General features: G+C 41.8%; 18 protein-coding genes and 2 tRNA genes. 11 read left to right on the top strand and 9 right to left on the bottom strand.

The window, feature by feature from the left end; translation table 11 throughout:
* Window positions 1-92: 92 nt before the first annotated feature.
* Entirely contained in the window at window positions 93-1,052 is a 960-nt protein-coding gene (locus B5X60_RS13295; protein ID WP_079703164.1) for a D-2-hydroxyacid dehydrogenase, read from the bottom strand.
* A gap of 398 nt (window positions 1,053-1,450) precedes the next feature.
* Between B5X60_RS13295 and kaiC the strand changes: the two genes are divergently transcribed.
* The 6 genes from kaiC (at window position 1,451) to B5X60_RS13265 (ending at window position 8,353) form a co-directional block, all read left to right on the top strand.
* Window positions 1,451-3,196 carry a circadian clock protein KaiC gene (gene kaiC / locus B5X60_RS13290; protein ID WP_079703163.1) on the top strand — a complete coding sequence of 582 codons (1,746 nt, stop codon included), beginning with the start codon at window positions 1,451-1,453 and terminating at the stop codon, window positions 3,194-3,196.
* Complete coding sequence (gene kaiB, locus B5X60_RS13285) at window positions 3,196-3,474, top strand: circadian clock protein KaiB (protein ID WP_221406247.1); 279 nt, start codon at window positions 3,196-3,198, stop codon at window positions 3,472-3,474. The genes kaiC and kaiB overlap by 1 nt, the downstream gene beginning before the upstream one ends.
* A gap of 8 nt (window positions 3,475-3,482) precedes the next feature.
* Window positions 3,483-3,788 (top strand): circadian clock KaiB family protein, encoded by a 306-nt coding sequence (locus B5X60_RS13280; RefSeq protein ID WP_079703161.1) that lies wholly within the window; start codon window positions 3,483-3,485, stop codon window positions 3,786-3,788.
* A 7-nt stretch (window positions 3,789-3,795) separates the two neighbouring features.
* Entirely contained in the window at window positions 3,796-5,514 is a 1,719-nt protein-coding gene (locus B5X60_RS13275) for a PAS domain-containing sensor histidine kinase (protein ID WP_079703160.1), read from the top strand.
* A gap of 103 nt (window positions 5,515-5,617) precedes the next feature.
* Complete coding sequence (locus tag B5X60_RS13270) at window positions 5,618-6,022, top strand: Dabb family protein (protein ID WP_079703159.1); 405 nt, start codon at window positions 5,618-5,620, stop codon at window positions 6,020-6,022.
* A gap of 3 nt (window positions 6,023-6,025) precedes the next feature.
* Window positions 6,026-8,353 carry a glycoside hydrolase family 95 protein gene (locus B5X60_RS13265; RefSeq protein ID WP_079703158.1) on the top strand — a complete coding sequence of 776 codons (2,328 nt, stop codon included), beginning with the start codon at window positions 6,026-6,028 and terminating at the stop codon, window positions 8,351-8,353.
* A 34-nt stretch (window positions 8,354-8,387) separates the two neighbouring features.
* On the opposite strand, the gene B5X60_RS13260 is transcribed toward B5X60_RS13265, so the two are convergent.
* Window positions 8,388-8,963 carry a dihydrofolate reductase family protein gene (locus tag B5X60_RS13260; protein ID WP_079703157.1) on the bottom strand — a complete coding sequence of 192 codons (576 nt, stop codon included), beginning with the start codon at window positions 8,961-8,963 and terminating at the stop codon, window positions 8,388-8,390.
* A 149-nt stretch (window positions 8,964-9,112) separates the two neighbouring features.
* On the opposite strand from B5X60_RS13260, the gene B5X60_RS13255 reads away from it, so the two are divergent.
* The 3 genes from B5X60_RS13255 to B5X60_RS18575 are packed head-to-tail and all read left to right on the top strand — an operon-like array spanning window position 9,113 to window position 11,553.
* Window positions 9,113-10,045 carry an amidohydrolase family protein gene (locus B5X60_RS13255; protein WP_079703156.1) on the top strand — a complete coding sequence of 311 codons (933 nt, stop codon included), beginning with the start codon at window positions 9,113-9,115 and terminating at the stop codon, window positions 10,043-10,045.
* Complete coding sequence (locus B5X60_RS13250; RefSeq protein ID WP_079703155.1) at window positions 10,035-10,820, top strand: amidohydrolase family protein; 786 nt, start codon at window positions 10,035-10,037, stop codon at window positions 10,818-10,820. Before B5X60_RS13255 ends, B5X60_RS13250 begins: the two co-directional genes overlap by 11 nt.
* A gap of 52 nt (window positions 10,821-10,872) precedes the next feature.
* Complete coding sequence (locus B5X60_RS18575) at window positions 10,873-11,553, top strand: helix-turn-helix transcriptional regulator (protein WP_079703154.1); 681 nt, start codon at window positions 10,873-10,875, stop codon at window positions 11,551-11,553.
* A 115-nt stretch (window positions 11,554-11,668) separates the two neighbouring features.
* Here B5X60_RS18575 and B5X60_RS13240 read toward each other — a convergent pair.
* From B5X60_RS13240 to B5X60_RS13225, 4 genes are all read right to left on the bottom strand, one after another.
* Window positions 11,669-11,742 (bottom strand) — tRNA-Asp (locus tag B5X60_RS13240).
* Window positions 11,743-11,938: 196 nt separating this feature from the next.
* A tRNA-Lys gene (locus tag B5X60_RS13235) sits at window positions 11,939-12,011 on the bottom strand.
* Window positions 12,012-12,186: 175 nt separating this feature from the next.
* On the bottom strand, window positions 12,187-13,260 hold the full coding sequence (prfA, locus tag B5X60_RS13230) for a peptide chain release factor 1 (RefSeq protein ID WP_079703153.1): 1,074 nt from the start codon (window positions 13,258-13,260) through the stop codon (window positions 12,187-12,189).
* Window positions 13,261-13,379: 119 nt separating this feature from the next.
* Entirely contained in the window at window positions 13,380-14,132 is a 753-nt protein-coding gene (locus tag B5X60_RS13225) for a UDP-2,3-diacylglucosamine diphosphatase (RefSeq protein WP_079703152.1), read from the bottom strand.
* A 167-nt stretch (window positions 14,133-14,299) separates the two neighbouring features.
* Between B5X60_RS13225 and B5X60_RS13220 the strand changes: the two genes are divergently transcribed.
* The gene (locus tag B5X60_RS13220) at window positions 14,300-16,384 is read left to right on the top strand and encodes a prolyl oligopeptidase family serine peptidase (protein WP_245803524.1); all 2,085 of its coding nucleotides are present in this window, start codon (window positions 14,300-14,302) and stop codon (window positions 16,382-16,384) included.
* A 27-nt stretch (window positions 16,385-16,411) separates the two neighbouring features.
* Here the strand turns inward: B5X60_RS13220 and B5X60_RS13215 are convergent, their stop codons facing one another.
* Together B5X60_RS13215 and B5X60_RS13210 are read right to left on the bottom strand one after the other, a co-directional pair.
* Window positions 16,412-18,142: a S41 family peptidase gene (locus B5X60_RS13215; protein ID WP_079703151.1), complete on the bottom strand. Its 1,731-nt coding sequence runs from the start codon at window positions 18,140-18,142 to the stop codon at window positions 16,412-16,414.
* A gap of 97 nt (window positions 18,143-18,239) precedes the next feature.
* Window positions 18,240-18,455, bottom strand: coding sequence for a hypothetical protein (locus B5X60_RS13210; RefSeq protein WP_079703274.1), 216 nt, complete (start codon window positions 18,453-18,455; stop codon window positions 18,240-18,242).
* 141 nt (window positions 18,456-18,596) lie between these two features.
* Here B5X60_RS13210 and B5X60_RS13205 point away from each other — a divergent pair, with 141 nt between their 5' ends.
* Window positions 18,597-19,193: a porin family protein gene (locus tag B5X60_RS13205; protein WP_079703273.1), complete on the top strand. Its 597-nt coding sequence runs from the start codon at window positions 18,597-18,599 to the stop codon at window positions 19,191-19,193.
* A 200-nt stretch (window positions 19,194-19,393) separates the two neighbouring features.
* Here B5X60_RS13205 and B5X60_RS13200 read toward each other — a convergent pair whose 3' ends face one another.
* On the bottom strand, window positions 19,394-20,410 hold the full coding sequence (locus B5X60_RS13200; RefSeq protein WP_079703150.1) for a glycosyl hydrolase family 18 protein: 1,017 nt from the start codon (window positions 20,408-20,410) through the stop codon (window positions 19,394-19,396).
* Window positions 20,411-20,412 lie beyond the last annotated feature (2 nt).

Here is a 20,412-nt window from a genome sequence, read left to right as displayed (position 1 = left end):
TGACTTAATAATACTTTTGTTCAGATCTTCTTCGGCAACTGCAATAGGGCTGGCCTTAGAGCAATATCGGAAATTAAAGTGTAGAATCTACACTAAGATTTAACAATATTTATCGGTGTTCCTTTGATAAACGCTGATAAATTTTCAACAGCAATTCCCATAAGCCTTTCCCTGGCTTCCCGGGTTGCCCAGGCTATATGTGGAGTAATAATGCAATTTTTGGCTGTAAATAAAGGGTTTCCCAGTGAGGGAGGCTCAGTTGAAAGTACATCAATAGCCGCACCCGCTATTTGACCGGTATTAAGGGCAATTGCAAGATCTTCTTCAACTACAAGAGGTCCACGGGATGTATTTAGCAAAAATGCCGAGTGCTTCATCCGTTGTAGCCGGTCAGCATTTATTAGCCCCTGCGTCTCAGGATACAGCGGGCAATGTAAACTCACCACATCTGACTCAGCAAGCAGTGTGTTAAGATCAGCCCATGCGAAATTTTTGCGGTTCCCCTGACCGGTTCGACGTCTGCCTGTCGCAATAATGTTCATTCCAAATGCAGTAGCGAGATCGCCAAGTTTTGAGCCGATATCGCCGAAGCCAATGATACCTATTGTTTTCCCCTGTAGCTCTACCAGAGGAGAATCCCAATAACTGAAATCCGGGCTTCGAGACCACTTTCCGGAAAGCACGCTGTCGCTATGCCTTTGAACGCGGTGGCACAATTCCAAAAGAAGGGCTATTGTGAACTGTGCTACTGAAGCCGTCCCATAACCGGGAACATTAGACACGATGATCTGACTGGCTGTAGCAGCAGCCACGTCAACAACATTATAACCTGTTGCTAAAACACCTATAAACTGCAGGTTGGAAAGCTGGTGAATTACCTCTGCACCAAGTGGTGTCTTATTGGTAAAAACTATTTCAGCCCCTTCACAACGCTCTAAAATAAGATTGGCTGGTGTCCGGTCATAAACTGTAAGGTGCCCAAGCATTTTGAGTCCAATCCAGCTTAGATCGCCAGGGTTAAGCGTATACCCATCTAAAACTACAATTTTCATTTGCGAGGTTTATAGAGCGAAAGGTAATCAAGACAATTTAAACCTGAACCGAGAATGGCAGACTTTTTGTATTACTAGTATATCTTATTCCTCTAAACCATAAGATCGTTCTTTTTCCTCAGTTAAAAGTTAAACAACAAAAGAATCCCGTCCCCACGGGATTTTTTTTTGTTTAAAAAATTAGACAGTGGCCTAATTAAATGTACACACTAGTCTGGAAATAAGGACACAAATCAGGACAAACCTATCCGCCAGTATTTTTTCTAGAATCGAAGTTAATTAATATAATTGCTCGGTCACGAAATAGGGACCCTGACAAACACTAGCAGCCTATTTTTGTTGATAATCAAATCATTGTGTTATAAAGGATATTTCAGGAAATATCGAAATTGAAGTGAATGGCAAAAAACACTAAAATTCCAAAAATACCGCGGACTCCCAAATTGGCCAAAACACCAACTGGAATCAGCGGTTTGGATGAAATAACATTTGGTGGCTTACCAACTGGAAGGCCCACCTTGGTGTGCGGAACAGCGGGATGCGGTAAAACTCTGTTCTCACTCGAATTTATAATCAGAGGTGCAATGGATTATAACGAGCCCGGCGTTTTTATGGCGTTTGAGGAGAAAGCGCATGAATTAGCAACGAATGTCGCTTCCCTTGGGTTTGATTTAAGAACACTGGAAGAGCAAAAACTGATAAAACTCGATTATGTCCATATAGATAAAAGCGAAATTGCAGAAACAGGCGAGTATAATCTCGATGGCCTTTTTATTAGGCTTGGATATGCTATTGACAGCATTGGTGCAAAGCGCGTGGTGTTAGATACAATAGAAAACTTGTTCTCCGGCCTCTCCAATCAGGGAATCCTACGAGCTGAGATTCGTCGTCTTTTCCAATGGCTTAAAGAAAAAGGTGTAACTGCCGTGATTACAGGCGAACGGGACGGACCAAGTTTGACAAGACAAGGACTTGAAGAATATGTTTCAGACTGTGTCATCCTCTTAGATCACCGGGTAATTGATCAGATTTCCACCAGGCGTCTGAGAGTAGTTAAATATAGAGGGTCTCTACATGGCACAAATGAATACCCATTTCTTATCGATGAGGACGGCATTTCAGTTTTGCCCGTTACCTCGCTGAATCTAGACAAACCGGTCTCTACCCAAAGAATTTCTTCCGGTATTCGTTCCCTGGATACTATGTTAACTGAGGGAGGCTTTTATAAAGGCAGCAGTGTGCTCGTTTCAGGAACTGCAGGAACTGGTAAGACAAGTGTTGCAGCGAGTTTTGTAAATGCTGCCTGTGAACGAAAGGAAAAATGTTTGTTTTTTGCTTTCGAAGAATCGCCTCAACAAATCATACGGAATATGAAGTCCATAGGTATGGACCTTCAGAAGCACCTTGACAAGGGTATGCTGCAATTTTATGCTTCAAGACCAACACTGTATGGCTTGGAAATGCACCTTGTGGCAATCCATAAAGCTATCCGCAAATTCAAGCCTAAGATTGTCGTGTTGGACCCCATTACTAATTTAATAACTGTAGGCTCGGTGAGTGAGGTTAAATCTATGCTCGTACGCCTTATTGACTTCTTCCAGTCCGAGCAGATCACGGTTATGTTCACCGCCCTAAGCCTCAACACCATTGTGAATGAACAGACCGATGAAGGTGTGTCATCGCTCGTAGATGCGTGGATTTTGATCAGGGATATTGAATCCAACGGGGAAAGAAACAAAGGTTTATATATCATGAAGTCTCGTGGTATGCCACATTCCAATCAGGTAAGGGAATTTGTGATCAGTGAAAACGGTTTAGATCTTGTAGATGTTTATTTAGGCCCTGAAGGAGTTTTGACTGGTTCTGCCCGTATGCAACAAATGCTGCAGGAGGAAACGGGAGCGGTGCTTCATACTCATGCATTATCACGAAAAGATCGGGAGATTATAAGAAAACGCACCATGCTTGAGGCAAAAATAGAAAGCCTTAGAAGTGAATTTGAATCAGCAGAGGAAGAACTAAATAAAGTTTATGTTGAGGAAGATATTAAAAAGGCTGTTATGGAAGAGAATCGTAAAAAGATGACGGAATTACGAAAAGGGAATGCCAGAGATATTTTGCCGACTAAAAAAAATAGAAAATAGTGGAGAAGCAATATCAATTAAGACTTTATATAGCGGGAAAGACGTCCCGGTCCATTACTGCCCTGAACAATTTGAAGAAATATTGTGAAGAGCATTTAAAGGGACAATATTCGATTGAGGTTATTGACTTACTGATTAACCCGCAGCTTGCTGAAGGAGACCAGATCCTGGCCATTCCAACGCTTGTAAAAAAAGTACCAGAACCTGTAAGAAAAATTATTGGCGACCTCTCTAACCAGGAAAAGGTATTGGTTGGGCTTGACATCAAGCAATTATAAATAAGCTCATGAGCGACAGCAGTAACGGTGAGAACCAAACAGACGAAGAGTTTTACATTCTTAGATTGTTTGTGAGTGGTACTTCGCCAAATTCGGTTCGGGCCATTAACAACCTAAAGATTATTTGCGAAAATCATCTGAAAGGCCGACATGAACTTGAAATAATAGACATTCATCAACAGCCCTTGTTGGTGCGTAATGAAGATGTCACTGCTGTTCCTATGCTAATAAAAAAATCACCTTTGCCAAAAAGGCGATTAGTTGGTGATATGTCTGAAAAAGATAAAGTTTTAAAAGGATTGGGATTAGTGTAAAATTAATTTGGAGAATTCATCACATATCAAGTTACTTGCTGAGCTGAATGAACTTCGCATTCAATTGGAGGAATCTAATGATACCATTGAAGCAATTCGTTCGGGTGAAATTGATGCTTTAGTTGTTAAAGATAAAGAGGGCCATCAAATTTTTACGCTCAAAAGTGCAGATCACACATACCGCATTTTTATCGAGCAGATGACAGAAGGTGCTGTAACTCTAAATCAGTCCAATACCATTCTGTATTCAAACAGCCAGTTTGCTAAAATGATTGATATACCTCTTGAAAAGGTCATCGGGCAACCCTTCGAAAAATTTCTTCCGCAGCAATACCAGGGTTCGTTCAAGTTTCTGATATCAAAAGCATGGAACGAAAACGTCAAGGGAGAACTAAAGCTGAAAAGCAGAAATGGATTAAATCCGCCTGTACTGCTTTCCCTTAAAACCCTCGAACTTGACGAAGGAAGCTCCATGAGCATCATCTTAACGGATTTAAGCAGTCAAAAAGAAACCCAGCAACTTTTACGTCAGAAGAATTTACAACTTGAGGATGCACAAAAGATTGCCCAGGAATTAAACGCCAATCTGGAGAATACGGTAAAAGAAAGAACAAAGGAACTGGAAATCACCATAGTTAAAAAAACCAGAGCAGAAGATGATCTGCGGGCAAATCAGGATCGACTCACACGCATTCTTGAAACGATGGCTGAGGGGGTTGTAATAGTTGATGTTTCGGGTAATCTGACCTATGCGAATCCAATGGCGCAGAAGATCTTTTTTATTAACAATCAAGAAAGTTTGAGTAGTATTTACGGTACGGATAAATGGCAAAATTTGAAAGTAAGCGGCGAACCACTTACACACAAAGACCATCCATTAGCGTTGATGTTGTCTACTGAAAAAGAAGTTTATGATCATGAAATTGCTATTCAGCCAATTAATGGCGAACGCTTTTATATTTCTGTAAATGCGGCTCCTATTCGCGATCAAAACGGTACGTTGACCGGCGGTGTGGTTACATTTATGGATGTAACAAACCGGCGGAAGATTTCCCAACAAAAAGATGAATTTATTAGTGTTGCAAGCCACGAATTAAAAACACCCCTTACATCTCTGAAAGCATCTATGCAGATTCTTACCAGGCTGATGCAGTCAAATAAGACTTCGGACAAGATCCCGGAATTTGTTGAAAAAGCTAACAAAAACTTGTCTAAGGTGCTTTATCTGACAGAGGACCTGATGAATGTTTCGAAAATCCAGCACGGCCAGCTTCCGCTTAATAAAACAAGATTTAACCTTACGAAATTGATATCTGATTGCTGCAGCCATGTCAAAGCTGATGACAGCTATAACTTCATCATTGAAGGCGAAAAAGGTGTGGAAATCCTTGCAGATTTTCAGCGAATTGATCAGGTTGTAGTAAATCTTGTAAACAATGCTATTAAATATGCTCCGGAATCAAAAACTATTAGACTAGACATTAGCCGACAAGATGGGGTAGCGAAAGTATCGGTTCAGGATTTCGGAATTGGAATTTCCCCGGAAAAACTCCCGCACTTATTTGATAGATATTACCGGGTAGACCCATCAGGTATACAATTTTCAGGTTTAGGGCTTGGTTTATACATCTCAGCCGAAATTATCGAAAGGCATGGCGGCAAAATTGGTGTTGATTCAGTTGAAGGTGAGGGTAGTACCTTCTGGTTTACTTTGCCGACAGAATAATTCTCAACCTATTCGCGATCTTCTTTATACACCCATCTTCAGGGTGTTAGCACTTTGCTTTGTCAAAAAAATAATCTAGGTTTAAGAAGCATTTAAATCTATTATGGTCAAATCTAACAGAAGAAAATTCATCGTAACGGCTGCAGGCCTCGCGGCGACCACGGTTGTCAATGGGACTCCAAATATGGATACGGAAAAAGGAAATATCGCTCACCAGGTTTATTTCTGGCTCAAAAATCCTGGCTCGGAAGAAGACAGGGAACTATTAATAAAGGGAATAAAAACCCTCAGGCAGATTGATTCGGTACAGAAGCTTACAATAGGCATTGTTGCAGCTACGGAAAAAAGATCGGTAATCGATGATAGCTGGGGAGTTTCAGAATTGGCTTTGTTCAAAGACCTCGCTGGCCAGGCGGCTTACCAAATACACCCCATACATCTTGATTTTGTGAAGAACTATAGCCACCTATGGTCGAAAGTAGTGATTTACGACTCACTTGAAGTCTAGTTTATGATTAAGAAGTTTGCATTTTACCTGTTAATCACCTCTGCCCCGTTCGTGTCGAAATCACAGGAGAAGGACCTAAAACTATGGTATCAGCAGCCTGCAACAACATGGGTAGAAGCATTACCTGTTGGAAATGGACGAATGGGAGCAATGGTTTTCGGGAATGTACAATATGAACGTATCCAGCTAAACGAAGAAAGTATTTGGGCTGGAAAAAAAATCAGCATAGATAATCCAGGGTCGGCAAGTCACCTGAAAGAGATTCAGCAATTGCTTTTAAATGGGGAAAACGCCAAGGCGCACGAACTGAGCACGAAGTTTATGCTGGCAATTCCTAATCGATTTCGCTCTCACCAAACTCTGGGTGATATTTTTATAGACTTCGGACTTCAGGGTTCTCCCAAGGAATACGAACGAAATCTCGACCTATCAACAGGAGTAGCAACGACTACCTACGTTATAGATGGGATAAAATTCAAACGGGAAGTCTTTGCTTCAGGTCCTCATGATTGCATTGTGGTGCGTATCACATCTGATAAGCCAAATTCGATCAACTGTAAAATCAATTTAAGTCGTGAGCGCGACGCAACAGTTAATAGTTATGGCCAGAACAGCCTTTTAATGAACGGCCAAATAGTTGACGTCGATGATTCAAATGGTGAGGGCGGATTAAATATGAAGTTCGGGGCTATACTAAAGGCTAGTTCTGCCGATGGCACTATACAATCTGCGAATAACAGCATTCTGGTTAAAAGTGCAAGTAACCTGACCATACTCCTTACAAGTGCCTCGGATTATAGTCTCCCAAAGCTTGATTTTGATCGATCTATAGACGTGAAAGCTGCGTGTGATAAGATTATTGCGAACGCATCAGCTAAGCAGTACGAGGAAATTAAAAAATCGTCCGTTGATAAACATCGCGAATTATTTGACAGGGTTACGCTTGATCTTGGTGGAAATGACCTTTCGCGGATACCGACCGACAAGCGCCTTAACGCCGTAAAAAATGGCAGCGCCGACCCCCAGCTCATTCAGCTATACTTTCAATATGGAAGATACCTGCTAATCGCCAGTTCAACTTCGCCGGGAGTTCTGCCGGCTAACCTACAGGGCGTTTGGAACGACCATTATGACGCACCATGGGATTCTGATTACCACACGAACATTAACCTTCAAATGAATTACTGGCCTTCGGAGGTCACAAATCTTTCAGAAACTAACGAATCACTTTTCAATTTCATTGATGCTTATCGGCTACCCGGACGAGAAACAGCCAAAGGGATGTATAATGCGAAAGGCTGGACAATGCACCATGCAACAGATATATTTGGTAAGACGGGAATTAATGCAGCTATCCAATATGGTGTGTCTCCTCTCGCCGCGGCATGGTTAACCTTGCATCTATGGGAACATTATCAATTTACGGGAGACAAGAAATTCCTTAAGGAAAGAGCTTACCCAATCATGAAGGAGGCTGCAGAATTTGTTCAAACATTCCTGATAGAGGACAAACACGGCCGTCTTGTAACTGCACCGTCAATGTCTCCGGAAAATGCATTTAAGCTGGCTAACGGAGAGAAACACCAGATTACCTATGCACCAACAATAGATATTGAGATTATCATGGCATTATACAATGCCTGTATTGAGTCGGCAGAAATCCTAAAATCTGATCAACATTTTGCCGCCGGCCTGAAAAAAACCTTAACCAGACTTCCAGCAATAAAGGTCAGCCCGAAAACAGGGGGTATACAGGAATGGATCGAGGATTATGATGAGGCCGAGCCTGGACATCGACACATTTCGCATTTACTTGCATTATATCCCGCAGATCTCATTACTCCCGACCAGCCTGAGCTCTTTGCTGCTGCGGCAAAGACGCTTGAACGGAGGCTTGCCAACGGCGGGGGACATACGGGCTGGAGCCGGGCCTGGATTATAAATTTTTACGCCCGACTGCTAGATGGAGAAAAAGCCTATGAAAACGTCGTAGCACTTTTACAAAAATCTACGTTGAGCAATTTATTTGACAATCACCCTCCTTTTCAAATAGATGGAAATTTTGGTGGCACCGCGGGAATTGCCGAAATGATGATCCAGTCGCATCAAGATTATATAAAACTTTTACCAGCTATGCCCCAAGTCTGGGCAAATGGATCGGTTAAAGGACTGTGTGCTCGCGGGGGATTTGAAGTAAATATGAAATGGCAGAATGGTAAAGTAAGTGAGTGCTCTGTGACTTCTAAGCAAGGCAATCGCCTGAAAATAAACGTCAACGGCAAAGCGATCGATTTAAGAACAAAAGCCGGACAGACTTATAAACTATTGTAAGTCACAATCTTGCCCTTCATCACCGTTTGTAGCCTTATTCATCATCGGGGGACGCCGCCACATAGGTCAGTTTAACTATTCCACTTTCATATGATTTTACCTTTACCAGGTCGGCAGTCATAATATAATTCTCGGGAATAAAAGATAGGCCGCTTCCGAGAAATGCAGGTGTCACGGCCAATTGATATTCATCAACCAAATTCGCGGATATCAGGGATCTAGCGATCGTAAGGCTGCCCCAAAGAACAATATCTTTTCCTTCCTGCATTTTCATCGCAGTAATTGTTTGAATGGGATCAGCTTTTATCTGCGCGGGTTCCCAATTACCCCAGGGTGCTTTGTCAAGAGTTTGAGAAAAGACAATCTTAGTTGTCGAATTCAGTTTGTCAGCTACGAGCTCTTTTGCTGTATCGGCTTCTGGCCAATAAGCAGCAAACATTTTGTACGTAGTTGCTCCAAGAATGATTGTATCGATTGAGTCCATAAAAACTAATTCGTCAACTTCCCAACCTAAATTAAATTTCGGGTTGTTGAAAAAATCAATTCTGCCATTCCTGTCAGCAGCAAAACCATCGATAGAGATCCACTCCTGGATAATCAGTTTTCGCATATAAATTATATAGGGTTATTAACACCTTAGTTACTGTACTGTTTTCAAGGTGTTTTTAATTCGTGAAAGAAACTTCTATATTGTGCTTACAAACGGGTAGGTACACGCAATGTATCACGCGTTTTTTCGGAGACCTAATTTCCTAACCTATGTTTAAATTCAACCGCCGTACTTTTGTCGGAACCACTGCTGCTTCTGCAGCCGGGATCTTGCTTGGAAATACCTTATCAGGATTTACTGATAAGGAAGACAGTGAAACCGCGGCAGCGCCCATCAAAAAAGTAGATCTGATGGCAGAAGTTAGAAAATATCGAAAGATTGATTCGCACGCTCATTTCGGTCTTGCAGGAGCTACGAATGCGTCGAACCTAAGCTACGCTGATCGGCTGGGTATTGATAAACTCGTGATTTCAAAACCCATGGCTCCGGGAAGTCCGGGTCTGCCAGAAGAATTCAGGGCATGCAACGATGCTATTATCGGTGCCGTTAAAGCACATCCGGACCGTTTCATGGGTCAGTTAACATTGAATCCTACCTATAAAAAAGAATCCATGGAAGAAATCAAACGCTGTACCGACCTGGGATTTACCGGTATGAAGCTGTATAATCATGTCAAGATAAATGATCCGCTATTCTATCCAATAATTGAGAAGTTCATCGATCTTAAGTTGATTATCCTAATGCACTCACCCATAGGCAAAGCGCGGATAAAGTATAACGCGAGGGAACCAAAAAATATCTCTATTCCTGAGGATTTCGTTGATATTGCCAAACGCTATCCGGAAGCGATGTTTCAGTTTGCGCACACGGCCGGCGGAATTGATTGGGAAGATGCTTGCAAAGCCCTTCAGCACTCGCCTAACGTGTATGTTGATCTTTCAGGCAGTAATAATATCGCAAATATGGTTGAATTTGCCCTAAGATATATTGGAGAGGATCGACTTTTCTTTGGCTGTGATAATAGCTTCTATCAGGGTGTGGGACATATTATCTCAGCTAAGATGACTGAGGCACAACGAAAGAAGATATTTTTTGATAATTATAATAACATATTAAGAAAGGCAGGGAAAAATGTTGATTGATAGCAATGCATACATAGGTCACTGGCCTTTTTTGCAATTAAAATATAATAATTTTCCTGCCTTATCTGAAAGAATGCAGGAGTTCGGAACAGATATTTCTGTAGTGAGCAGCCTGAACGGGATTTTTTATAAGAATACCCAATTCGCCAATGAGGAGTTATCCGAAGAGATACGGTCTAAAAAAGCTTATCAAAGCCGTTTTATTCCCTTCGCCGTAATCAATCCAATTTATAATGGTTGGCGTGAGGATTTCGAAACGAGTGTTAACAAATTAGGGATGAAAGGCATTCGTCTTCATCCTATTTATCACGGTTATGAATTGGATAATCCAGCCTGTATTGAACTCGTAAAAATGGCGCGCGACCGGGATATACCAGTAGCATTATCATTGAGAATGGTGGATAGCCGTCCAAGTTCATGGCTTGACGTTGAAAAGGAATGGACTCTGGCGAATGTAATGCCAATCGTGCGCGCTGTGCCAGATGCAAAATATATGATCGTAAATCTTGCTAATAGTTTGGTTCTGGATGAAAAAGACACAGCTTTGTTAAAAAAATCAAAAGTGATCATGGATACCTCTGGTCGAAATCTTTTAGATCTCGGAAGCTTGCTTAAGACTTTTGGAACAGATAAATTTTGTTTCGGAACCCACTCTCCCGTCCTGGATTACTGCACAGGATTATTGCGGATTGAGTCACTTAGAAATGATGAAGCAAATGAACAAACAAAAGAGATGCTAAGGTCCGGAAATTTAAGGTCGTTTCTAAACCTTTAAAAGTCAGTTCCTGGTCGCATTGATCAGCTTAATGTAGTCTAACCTCGCACCCATGGTTGAGCAGGATATTCAAAATCTCATTGATGATCATATTGCTAAGGTAGCTTCTTTCGCCGAACTGCTTCCTGGAGTAACTATAATTCATGACCTGCGGGACTGGTCAGTGGCCTGGATGTCAGACCGGGGAATAAAAGAACTGGGAATTTGTTTAGAAGAAATTGTAAATCTGACAACAGAGGAATATCACGCACGTTTCTTTAATGAGCAGGATGCGAAGGACTATGCCCCAAAAGTTTTCCAGCTAATGGAGAAAAACAGTTTTGACGATATGGTAGCCTTCTTTCAGCAAGTCAGGTTCAGTGGGAAATCGGATTGGATGTGGCATATGACAGCAATGAAGATTTTGGCTCATGATCCTAAGGGTAAGCCTTTGCTGTCTATCACTATAGCCTTTCCCATCGATCCAATGCATGCAATGACCCTTAAAGCTTCGCGTTTATTAAAAGAAAATAATTTCCTGCGCAAGAATCTGCCTTCATATGCAAAACTAAGCAAACGGGAACGAGAGATATTGAAACTACTCGCTTTGGGTAAATCAGCTCCTGAATCTGCTGAAGAACTTTTCATTTCCATCCATACGGTGCAAACTCACATAAAGAATATCAGGAAGAAGTTAGACACTAACTCCTATTATGATCTGTGTGAATATGCGCGTGCTTTTGATTTGATCTAAAATCCGTCCCAACCACAGGTCGGGATGACAGCGAGGCATTCTACCAAAGGCGACGCCTCAATTAGCTGTAAAACAGAAAACCCTCGCAATTTTCATTGCAAGGGTTTATACTCTGCGGACCGGACGGGACTCGAACCCGCGACCTCCGCCGTGACAGGGCGGCATTCTAACCAACTGAACTACCGGTCCGTAGTTTCGTTTTAATTTCTTTATTTGGTTGCCATAACTCACAGCAACTAAATCCCTGGACTCAAACCCGTCCCAACCAAAGGTCGGGATGACAGGGCGGCATTCTAACCAACTGAACTACCGGTCCGTTTGCTTTCAATATATCTGCCCGAGGGCTAATTCCTGATATGCTCAGGAAAGATACAATTTATTTTTGTGATCCCGCTGGGATTCGAACCCAGGACCACTACATTAAAAGTGTAATGCTCTACCAGCTGAGCTACGGAATCATTATTAGAACTACTTTCGAGATCGTTTTTCTTAAAAGTGAGGCAAATATACGGCAATAACCCTTACAGTGCAAATAATAAAAACCTTAATTTATAATGAGCACTTAACCTCCTAATATTCAATTGAAAACAATGAATTTGAAAGTTAGTTTTGGAATTATTGCCTCCCTATTTATCAGGCAAATGATCCTTCTTTCATCTTTTCAGCATTCTCCGCAAGCTGTAATTGGTCTATTACTTCCTGTATATCGCCATTCATGACATTTGGAAGATTATATATAGTCAAGCCAATCCGATGCTCGGTAACTCTACCCTGAGGATAATTATAGGTTCTGATCTTAGCCGAACGATCGCCAGTAGCGACCATTGTCTTACGTTTTTTAGAAGTTTCTTCCAGCATCTTTGCGTGCTCAAGCTCATAAACCCGGCTTCTTAAAACTGCAAATGCTTTATCGAAATTCTTAAGTTGGGATTTTTGATCCTGACATTGGGCAACTATACCAGTAGGAAGGTGAGTTAAACGTACTGCTGAATACGTCGTATTTACCGACTGACCGCCTGGGCCTGAGGAACAGAACAGATCTTTCCGCACATCATTCATGCTGATCTGAACATCGAATTCATCTGCCTCAGGCAAAACAACAACAGATGCTGCCGATGTATGCACCCGTCCTGCTGTTTCAGTATCAGGCACGCGCTGTACCCGGTGTACCCCTGACTCATATTTCAGTTGTCCATAAGCGTCCTCGCCGTTAACATTAAATACGACTTCTTTATATCCGCCTGCTGTCCCTTCTGTTACATCAACAACTTCCATTCTCCAGCCTTTACGTTCACAAAAGCGAGTATACATCCGGTAAAGATCACCGGCAAATAAAGCAGCCTCATCCCCACCGGTACCGCCGCGGATTTCAACTATGGCATTTTTACCATCCTCGGGGTCTTGCGGTATGAGCATCATACGTATTCTCTCTTCCAGTTCTTCCTGTTGCGGGATCAGTTCTTCCAACTCCATTTTAGCCATTTCGCGCATCTCCTCGTCTTTTTCAGTAGCAAGAAGACCTTTATTCGCTTCAATATTGCTTACTACCAGGCTGTAGACCTTATATTCATCTACAATCTTGGTGAGATCCTTATATTCTTTGTTAAGCTGAGCGAAACGCTTCATATCACTCATTGTTGCGGGGTTACTTAACTCCCGCTCAACATCTTGCCAGCGCTCTTTAATTAATTCTAATTTGTCTAACATCTTTAATTGCGATTGCAAACACCCATATCGACAGGTATTGCTAATATTTTACAAAAATACGGCTTTTCTATATAATAAGTTAATCTGGTCAAGAACAGGAAGATTCTATGACGATAGTGCTAGGTCTGGTCTTGTTCAAAATATTTTAATTCTAAACTCTCACCATCAAAAACAGCGTAAGAATTGAATTTTATCCACTCTCCAAGATTGATGTATCGGCTTTCTCCTAGGTTGAGATCAAGCGGAAGGTGACGGTGACCAAATATCAAAAAGTCGTAATAATTTGCTTTAAGTAAGTCTCTTGAGTACAGATATAACCATTCTTCCTCAGCATTCTCAAAAATTTCTTCTTTTGCATTCTGAGCCCGGCTACTGCGTGACCACCTTTGAGCAATACCCACACCCAAGTTTGGATGCAGTCGTGCAAATAGCCATTGGCAGATTTTACTTCTGAATATCTTTTTCAGGATTTTGTACATGTTGTCTCCGGGGCCTAAACCATCACCATGGTGGAGATAGAATTTCTTACCATTCCTTTCAAGAATCAGTTCATCAGAGACGATTTCTATGCCCATTTCCTGTCCGAAATAATCAAACATCCACATATCATGATTACCCTTGAAGAATGTGATTTTTACTCCTGAGTCACTGAGTTCTGCAAGCTTACCCTGAAAACGGATGAACCCTCTGGGGATCACAGTTGCATATTCAAACCAGAAGTCGAAGATATCTCCCATAAGGAAAATCTCAGCGGCGTCAGATTTAATGTGATCGAGCCACCTCACGATGCGATCTTCCCTTTCGCGGCTAGCATCCCGGGTAGGGACGCCCAAATGAAAATCAGATGCAAAGTAAATTTTTGTGCCCGGCATGGCCTCAAAAGTACATAATTTTTACATTCGGTATAAACCAACTCGCTGTAATCACAAGGTTCTCACTTATTTCCATGCTTTTCGTAATTTTAGAAATTCTCAAACCGATTGCTATGAAACCAATTATCATTTTCAGCCTGTTAAGTGTGGCTTTGATCAATTCTGAAATGGCCAACGCACAGCATACAAGCCCGAATCCCAATACGATGAACTACCCTAGAACAAACAAAGTTGAAGTATCTGATACTTATTTTGGTACTACTGTTAAAGACCCATACCGATGGCTGGAAGATGACCGTGCCGAAAATACGAAAGCATGGGTTGAGGCTGAAAACAAGGTTACGCAAAGCTACTTGTCAAAAATTCCTTTCCGTGATGACATCAAGAAACGACTTGAAACTTTGTGGAATTATGAAAAGTTCACTGCACCATTTAAAGAAGGATCCTACACGTATTTCTATAAAAATGATGGACTGCAAAATCAATATGTTCTCTACAGACAAAAAGATAAAGGAACTCCCGAAGTATTTTTAGATCCGAACAAATTCTCTAAAGATGCTAGTACGTCACTCGCGGGTATAGAATTTACCAAGGATGGAAGTATGGCAGCATACCAGCTTTCTGAAGGCGGATCTGACTGGCGTAAGGTGATCATTCGCAATACGAGTGACCTGAAACAAGTTGGTGATACAATGACCGATGTTAAGTTTTCCGGATTATCCTGGAAAGGAAAAGAGGGTTTCTATTATAGCAGCTACGACAAGCCGAAAGAAGGAAGTCAGCTTTCCGGGCTAACACAATATCACAAACTATTCTTCCACCGGATCGGCACCAAACAATCGGAAGATATCCTCGTATTTGGAGGGGATAAAACTCCAAGAAGATATATCGGCGGAAGTGTAAGTGAAGACGATCGTTTCCTGGTCATCACGGCAGCAAAATCCACTACAGGGAATGAGCTCTATATTCAGGACCTCTCGAAACCCGGCAGCGAGATCATGAAAGTGGTTGACAATTTTGATAACGAACATTATGTAATCGATAATGTAGACAGTAAACTTTACATCTACACTAATCTGAATGCACCTAACTATCGGGTGGTGACGGTTGATGCATCAAATCCATCGCCGTCAAACTGGAAGGATCTTGTTCCGGAAACCGAAAATGTTTTGAACGTAAGTACTGCTGGCGGAAAAATCTTTGCTAATTACCTCAAAGATGCTACGTCACTTGTCATGCAATATGATATGGATGGTAAACTGGAGCGCACCGTGACATTACCCGGTGTGGGATCAGCAAGCGGATTCAGCGCGAAGAAAAGCGAGAAAGAATTATATTATACATTCACTTCATACATCTATCCACCAACCATCTTTAAATATATAATTGCGTCGGGCCAGTCCGTGGAGTACAAAAAATCAGGTGTTTCTTTCGATCCGTCGCTTTATGTTTCCAAGCAAGTGTTTTATAACTCAAAAGACGGAACGAAAATCCCGATGATCATCACCCATAAAAAGGGAATCGAGCTCAATGGTAAAAATCCGACCTTGCTTTATGGCTACGGAGGGTTCAGTGTTAGCCTGACACCAGCATTCAGCACGTCGAACATTGTCTTGCTGGAGCAGGGCGGCGTCTATGCTGTGCCGAACCTACGCGGCGGTGGCGAATATGGTGAGAAATGGCACCTGGCAGGCACCAAAATGAACAAGCAGAACGTTTTTGATGATTTTATAGCAGCAGCGGAATATCTGATCAGCAACAAATATACTTCAAAGGACTACCTGGCCATTTCTGGCGGATCAAACGGCGGATTACTTGTAGGCGCCGTGATGAGCCAAAGGCCGGAGCTTTTCAAAGTAGCCCTGCCAGCAGTTGGCGTACTTGATATGCTTCGCTATAATAAATTTACCGCTGGCGCCGGGTGGGCTTATGATTACGGAACAGCAGAGGAATCGAAAGAAATGTTTGAATATATGCTTAAATATTCGCCATACCATGCTTTGAAACCTGGAGTATCATATCCTGCGACATTAATCACAACAGCAGATCACGACGACAGGGTAGTACCAGCTCACTCCTTTAAGTTTGCTGCACGCCTGCAGGAATATCATAAAGGTGCAAGCCCTGCCCTGATCCGTATAGAAACTAACGCAGGTCATGGGGCAGGAAAGCCCACGGCAAAGGTAATTGAAGAACAAGTCGACAAGTGGGCATTTATGCTGTATAATATGGGATTGAGCTGGAAGCCCTAAGTATTTGGTATTAGGCTTCCTAACATCCTATTGTGCATTCGCCGAGAAGTTAACTCCCGGCTTTCCAATCGATTTGTAGTTTCCTTCGCCGCTAAGAATTGAGGCCAGCACCGCTTTATTGTTGAGAATCTTTAAAGATTCATTAAGATCAGCGTCGTATTTAAATCCCTGCTCAAGTCTTCCCTTTTCGAAGAAATACCTGGATACTATTTCAGCTTCCAGCACTTTCCTTATCTCATCTTTAAATTGAGTTAAGTCATTCTTTTTACTGTGAGATACCTTTGCCTTCAGGGCGTCAAACTCAGTCTTGATATCGGTCATTTTACTTTCCTTCTCTGCCTCGTCACGAAGGTCATTCAAGATGCGCTCTGTTCGGGTATTGTAATTATAGTCCCGGTTGGAGAGGTAACTGACAAATTTAGCGTACTCGGTATCGGTTAGTTTAAAAGTCTTTGCATCAGGGATCGTTGGACGCTCTGCTCGATAAACTGTGGCATAGTCGAATATGTGATATTTAGACGCCAGGGTTTGGGTGATCATATTATACTTGACCGGCTTGACAAAGACATCAGGATAAATACCGCTGCCGTCATATACAGACCTTCCGGCTTTGGTTTTGTATTCTGTAATAAGCGAATCGGCAACTTTAACCACGCTGCCTTCGCTGTCGCGATGAGTGTAATCCAGTGCCTGGATACACCTTCCTGATGGGGTGTAATATTTAGCAACGGTTACTTTCACCAAACTGTTGTAGGGAAGGTTAAATGTTTGCTGCACAAGGCCTTTTCCAAAGCTCCTTTGACCGATCACCACTGCCCTATCCAAATCCTGCAATGAGCCTGCAACGATCTCTGAAGCAGAGGCAGCGCGGTTGTTCACCAGGACAACTAAAGGAAGAGTAGGTTCTTCCGGAGTGTTAAAAGTGTTGTATGTTATTGATTTCTCACGGTTCCTGCCTTTCTGGATAACTACCGTAACGCCTTTTTCAACAAACAGGTTTACAATCTTAACAGCTTCCTGCAGAATTCCCCCGCCATTATATCTCAAATCAAGAACAAGGCCTTTCAAATCATTCTTTTTAAGATCAATTAGCGCATTCTTAACCTCCTGTCCTGAATTTTCAAGGAATTTATCCAGTTTTATATAGCCTACGTTGCCCTCCAGCATACCGTAATAAGGAACGTTATCCTGCCGGATCTCTTCGCGCTGCAGATTGATCTCCGTTGGTTTTGCAGATCCAGGTCTCAACAATAACAGCTTCACGGGGGTTCCTTTAGAACCTTTAAGCATAGAACTTACCTGATCATTAGCCTTGCCTTTCAGCGAAACACCATTGATCTCCAAAATTTCATCCCCGGCCCGGATATCAGCCTTTTGAGCTGGAAAACCTTCATATGGTTCAGCAACTATTACTTTTCCATCACGATTGGAAATTGTTGCACCAATGCCACCATATTGAGTACTTACGTATTTTAATTTGTAATCTTCAATATCGGATTCAGGGATGTATTCAGTGTACGGATCGAGTTCCTCCAGCATTGCATCAATCCCTGTCTTCATCATCTCCGACGAATTAACATTATCCACGTAATTGATACTTAGATTTTTGTATACGGATGCGAAGATGTCCAGATTCTTGGAAACCTGAAAAAGATCTTCAACAAATGATAAGGAGAAGAGAGAAATGGCTATAGAACCAATAAGGATTTTTCTCCTTAACGCTGATTTCTTCGGTTTAGAGTCGACGGCATTCTTCATACTAGACAATTATGGTACTTAAAAGTACGAAAAAGCCGAACTATTAGTATAGCAAGTGTCAGAAAAACTTTGTCGTAAGCGGTTTGTAATAAAGGAATTACAACCTGTTGGTTTCGAGATGAACCATTCCTTTTTTTAGCGTAAACACCACATACTCGCGGTTTCGCTTTATCCTGGTCATTAAACGGGTAATCAAATCTTCCTCCTGGCCTTCCTGATAAGCAAGATCTTCTTCACTCAAGTGATTGTATTTTCGCTTGATCTTTAACTTTAAACGATCCCAATCCGAATTACTGATACTAATCTCTGCCATGATTCTAATTTGTACAAAATTAAGTTTTATCGCGACAAATGCCAATTTCATTTACAGTTTACCCATCCAATGCAACTTTTTCTTAAAAAATTCGTCTTTGTGGTACGGGAGTTGATCTCGTGTGAATTAAACCTTATAATTATGAAGAAGATCATTTTATTTATGGGCGTGATGCTTTTCGCAGGAGCAACCGCTATGGCGCAATTACCTTCCTTTGACCTGGGAATTAAGGCAGGCTTAAATGTTTCTAAGTTAAAATCAGATGTTGCAGCTGAAGACAACCTCACAGGCTTCCAAGCCGGCGTATTTGCTCGTTTTGGCGGGGCTGGCTTATATTTTCAGCCAGAGCTATATCTTGGCAGCAAAGGAAGCAGTTATCCCACAGCAGCTCAGGTATATAGTGGTGATGAGAAAATTAATTTTACCACACTGGACCTTCCCTTACTTATCGGTACTAAGGTAGGGCCAGGTGCTTTTAATGTCAGGTTTATGGCCGGGCCTGTTGTTTCATTCCTGCTAGATAAAGAAGAACCAGTGGCTTCTGCTTCACAGGATGTGAAAGACTTCCGGAATTACAAGGATCAGGCTTTAGGCTTACAGGCTGGTGCTGGCATCGATGTATCAAAATTAACATTTGATGTACGTTATGAAACCGGAATCAGCAATATTAATAAAACGGACAAGTACGACCAAAAGACAAATTTGTGGCACCTGAGTCTTGGTTATAAAATTTTTTAAGCGGAGATAAGACCCGGGCCTTTAGCATTTTATACAATGAATTGTGCTTCAGCGATTTTCATGCCCCCACCGATAAATAAAGCCCAACCCTATGAGATTTTAACGCGGCTGTAATTTATTCCATGGTGGTACCGTCAACTAAAGAGCCCCTTAGCCATTCTGGTAAGGGGCTTTTTATATGAGGTTTGATGATTTTGACGTCAATTATAGGACCTGCCAAGGGTATCATTTGCTGCTTTTAACAAAGAATTAGAACCGTTGGTATCAAAGTAGAATTCCCAGAACATTATTCCATTGCCTCTTTGCTTAGCCAACATAGCCTTTTCCTTAACAGTTTTCGTCCCGTTGTAATAATAAATGGCACCATTATAGGCAGCTGAATCCAGGTACGACTTCGCTCCATTGGAAATTAGAGTCCTATAGCCAGCAGATCCATTGTTAGTATTCCTTCCGTATGATGGGATGCCCATAATTGCTTTCTCTTTTATAAGGCCTTTGGAGTTGAGCCAAATGTCGAAACTTGCAACTGACATATTATATGAAGCATGTTGTTTGGGAGCTGTTTTATCCCACCCTACGCCATCATACATCATTATATTCAGGAAATCGAGATAAGCGAAATTTTCAGGCTTAAAACCATCTCTCACGCCTCCGGCATAAACACCCGGAGTTACGGCTGCACTTAAATATTTATTATTGTTATGAAGAGTGTCAGAAAGCTCTTTCACAAGGAGAGTGTAAGTTACATCACTGCCGTCGGTCGTGCGGGGATATTCCCAGTCAAGATCAACCCCATCCAGATTATTCTGTTTTACAAACGCTAACACATTCTTTACCAGGTTAGACCTGGAACTAGCGCTTCCTGCCAGAGAGACGAATATATCACTGGGTCCGGAAATGGATATCCCGACTTTAACTCCTTTGCTTCGGGCAGTATTTATTACCTGATTAAATCGGGCAATTTGGGGAAGGGCATTTAACGAACCATTAGCATTCGGTGTGAGAAAAGCATAGAAGAGATGAGTAATCATTTTATACTTACTAACATCCACCGAATCAGGATTTTGATAAGAAGGGAAGTAGGCAACTATTTTAAAACTATTTTCAGAAACATAGGTCTTTTGAACCGGTGGCGGGGTGGGGGCAGGTATTGTGCCCTTTTTACAGGCGTTAAGCAGTAATAAAATTACCATAAGGGGAAATAATATTCTGAACATTT

It is taken from the genome of Daejeonella lutea (assembly GCF_900168015.1).
GTDB classification, from domain to species: Bacteria; Bacteroidota; Bacteroidia; order Sphingobacteriales; family Sphingobacteriaceae; genus Daejeonella; species Daejeonella lutea.
Note: the sequence above shows the minus strand (reverse complement) of the source record. Positions and strands in the feature narration are given on the sequence as shown.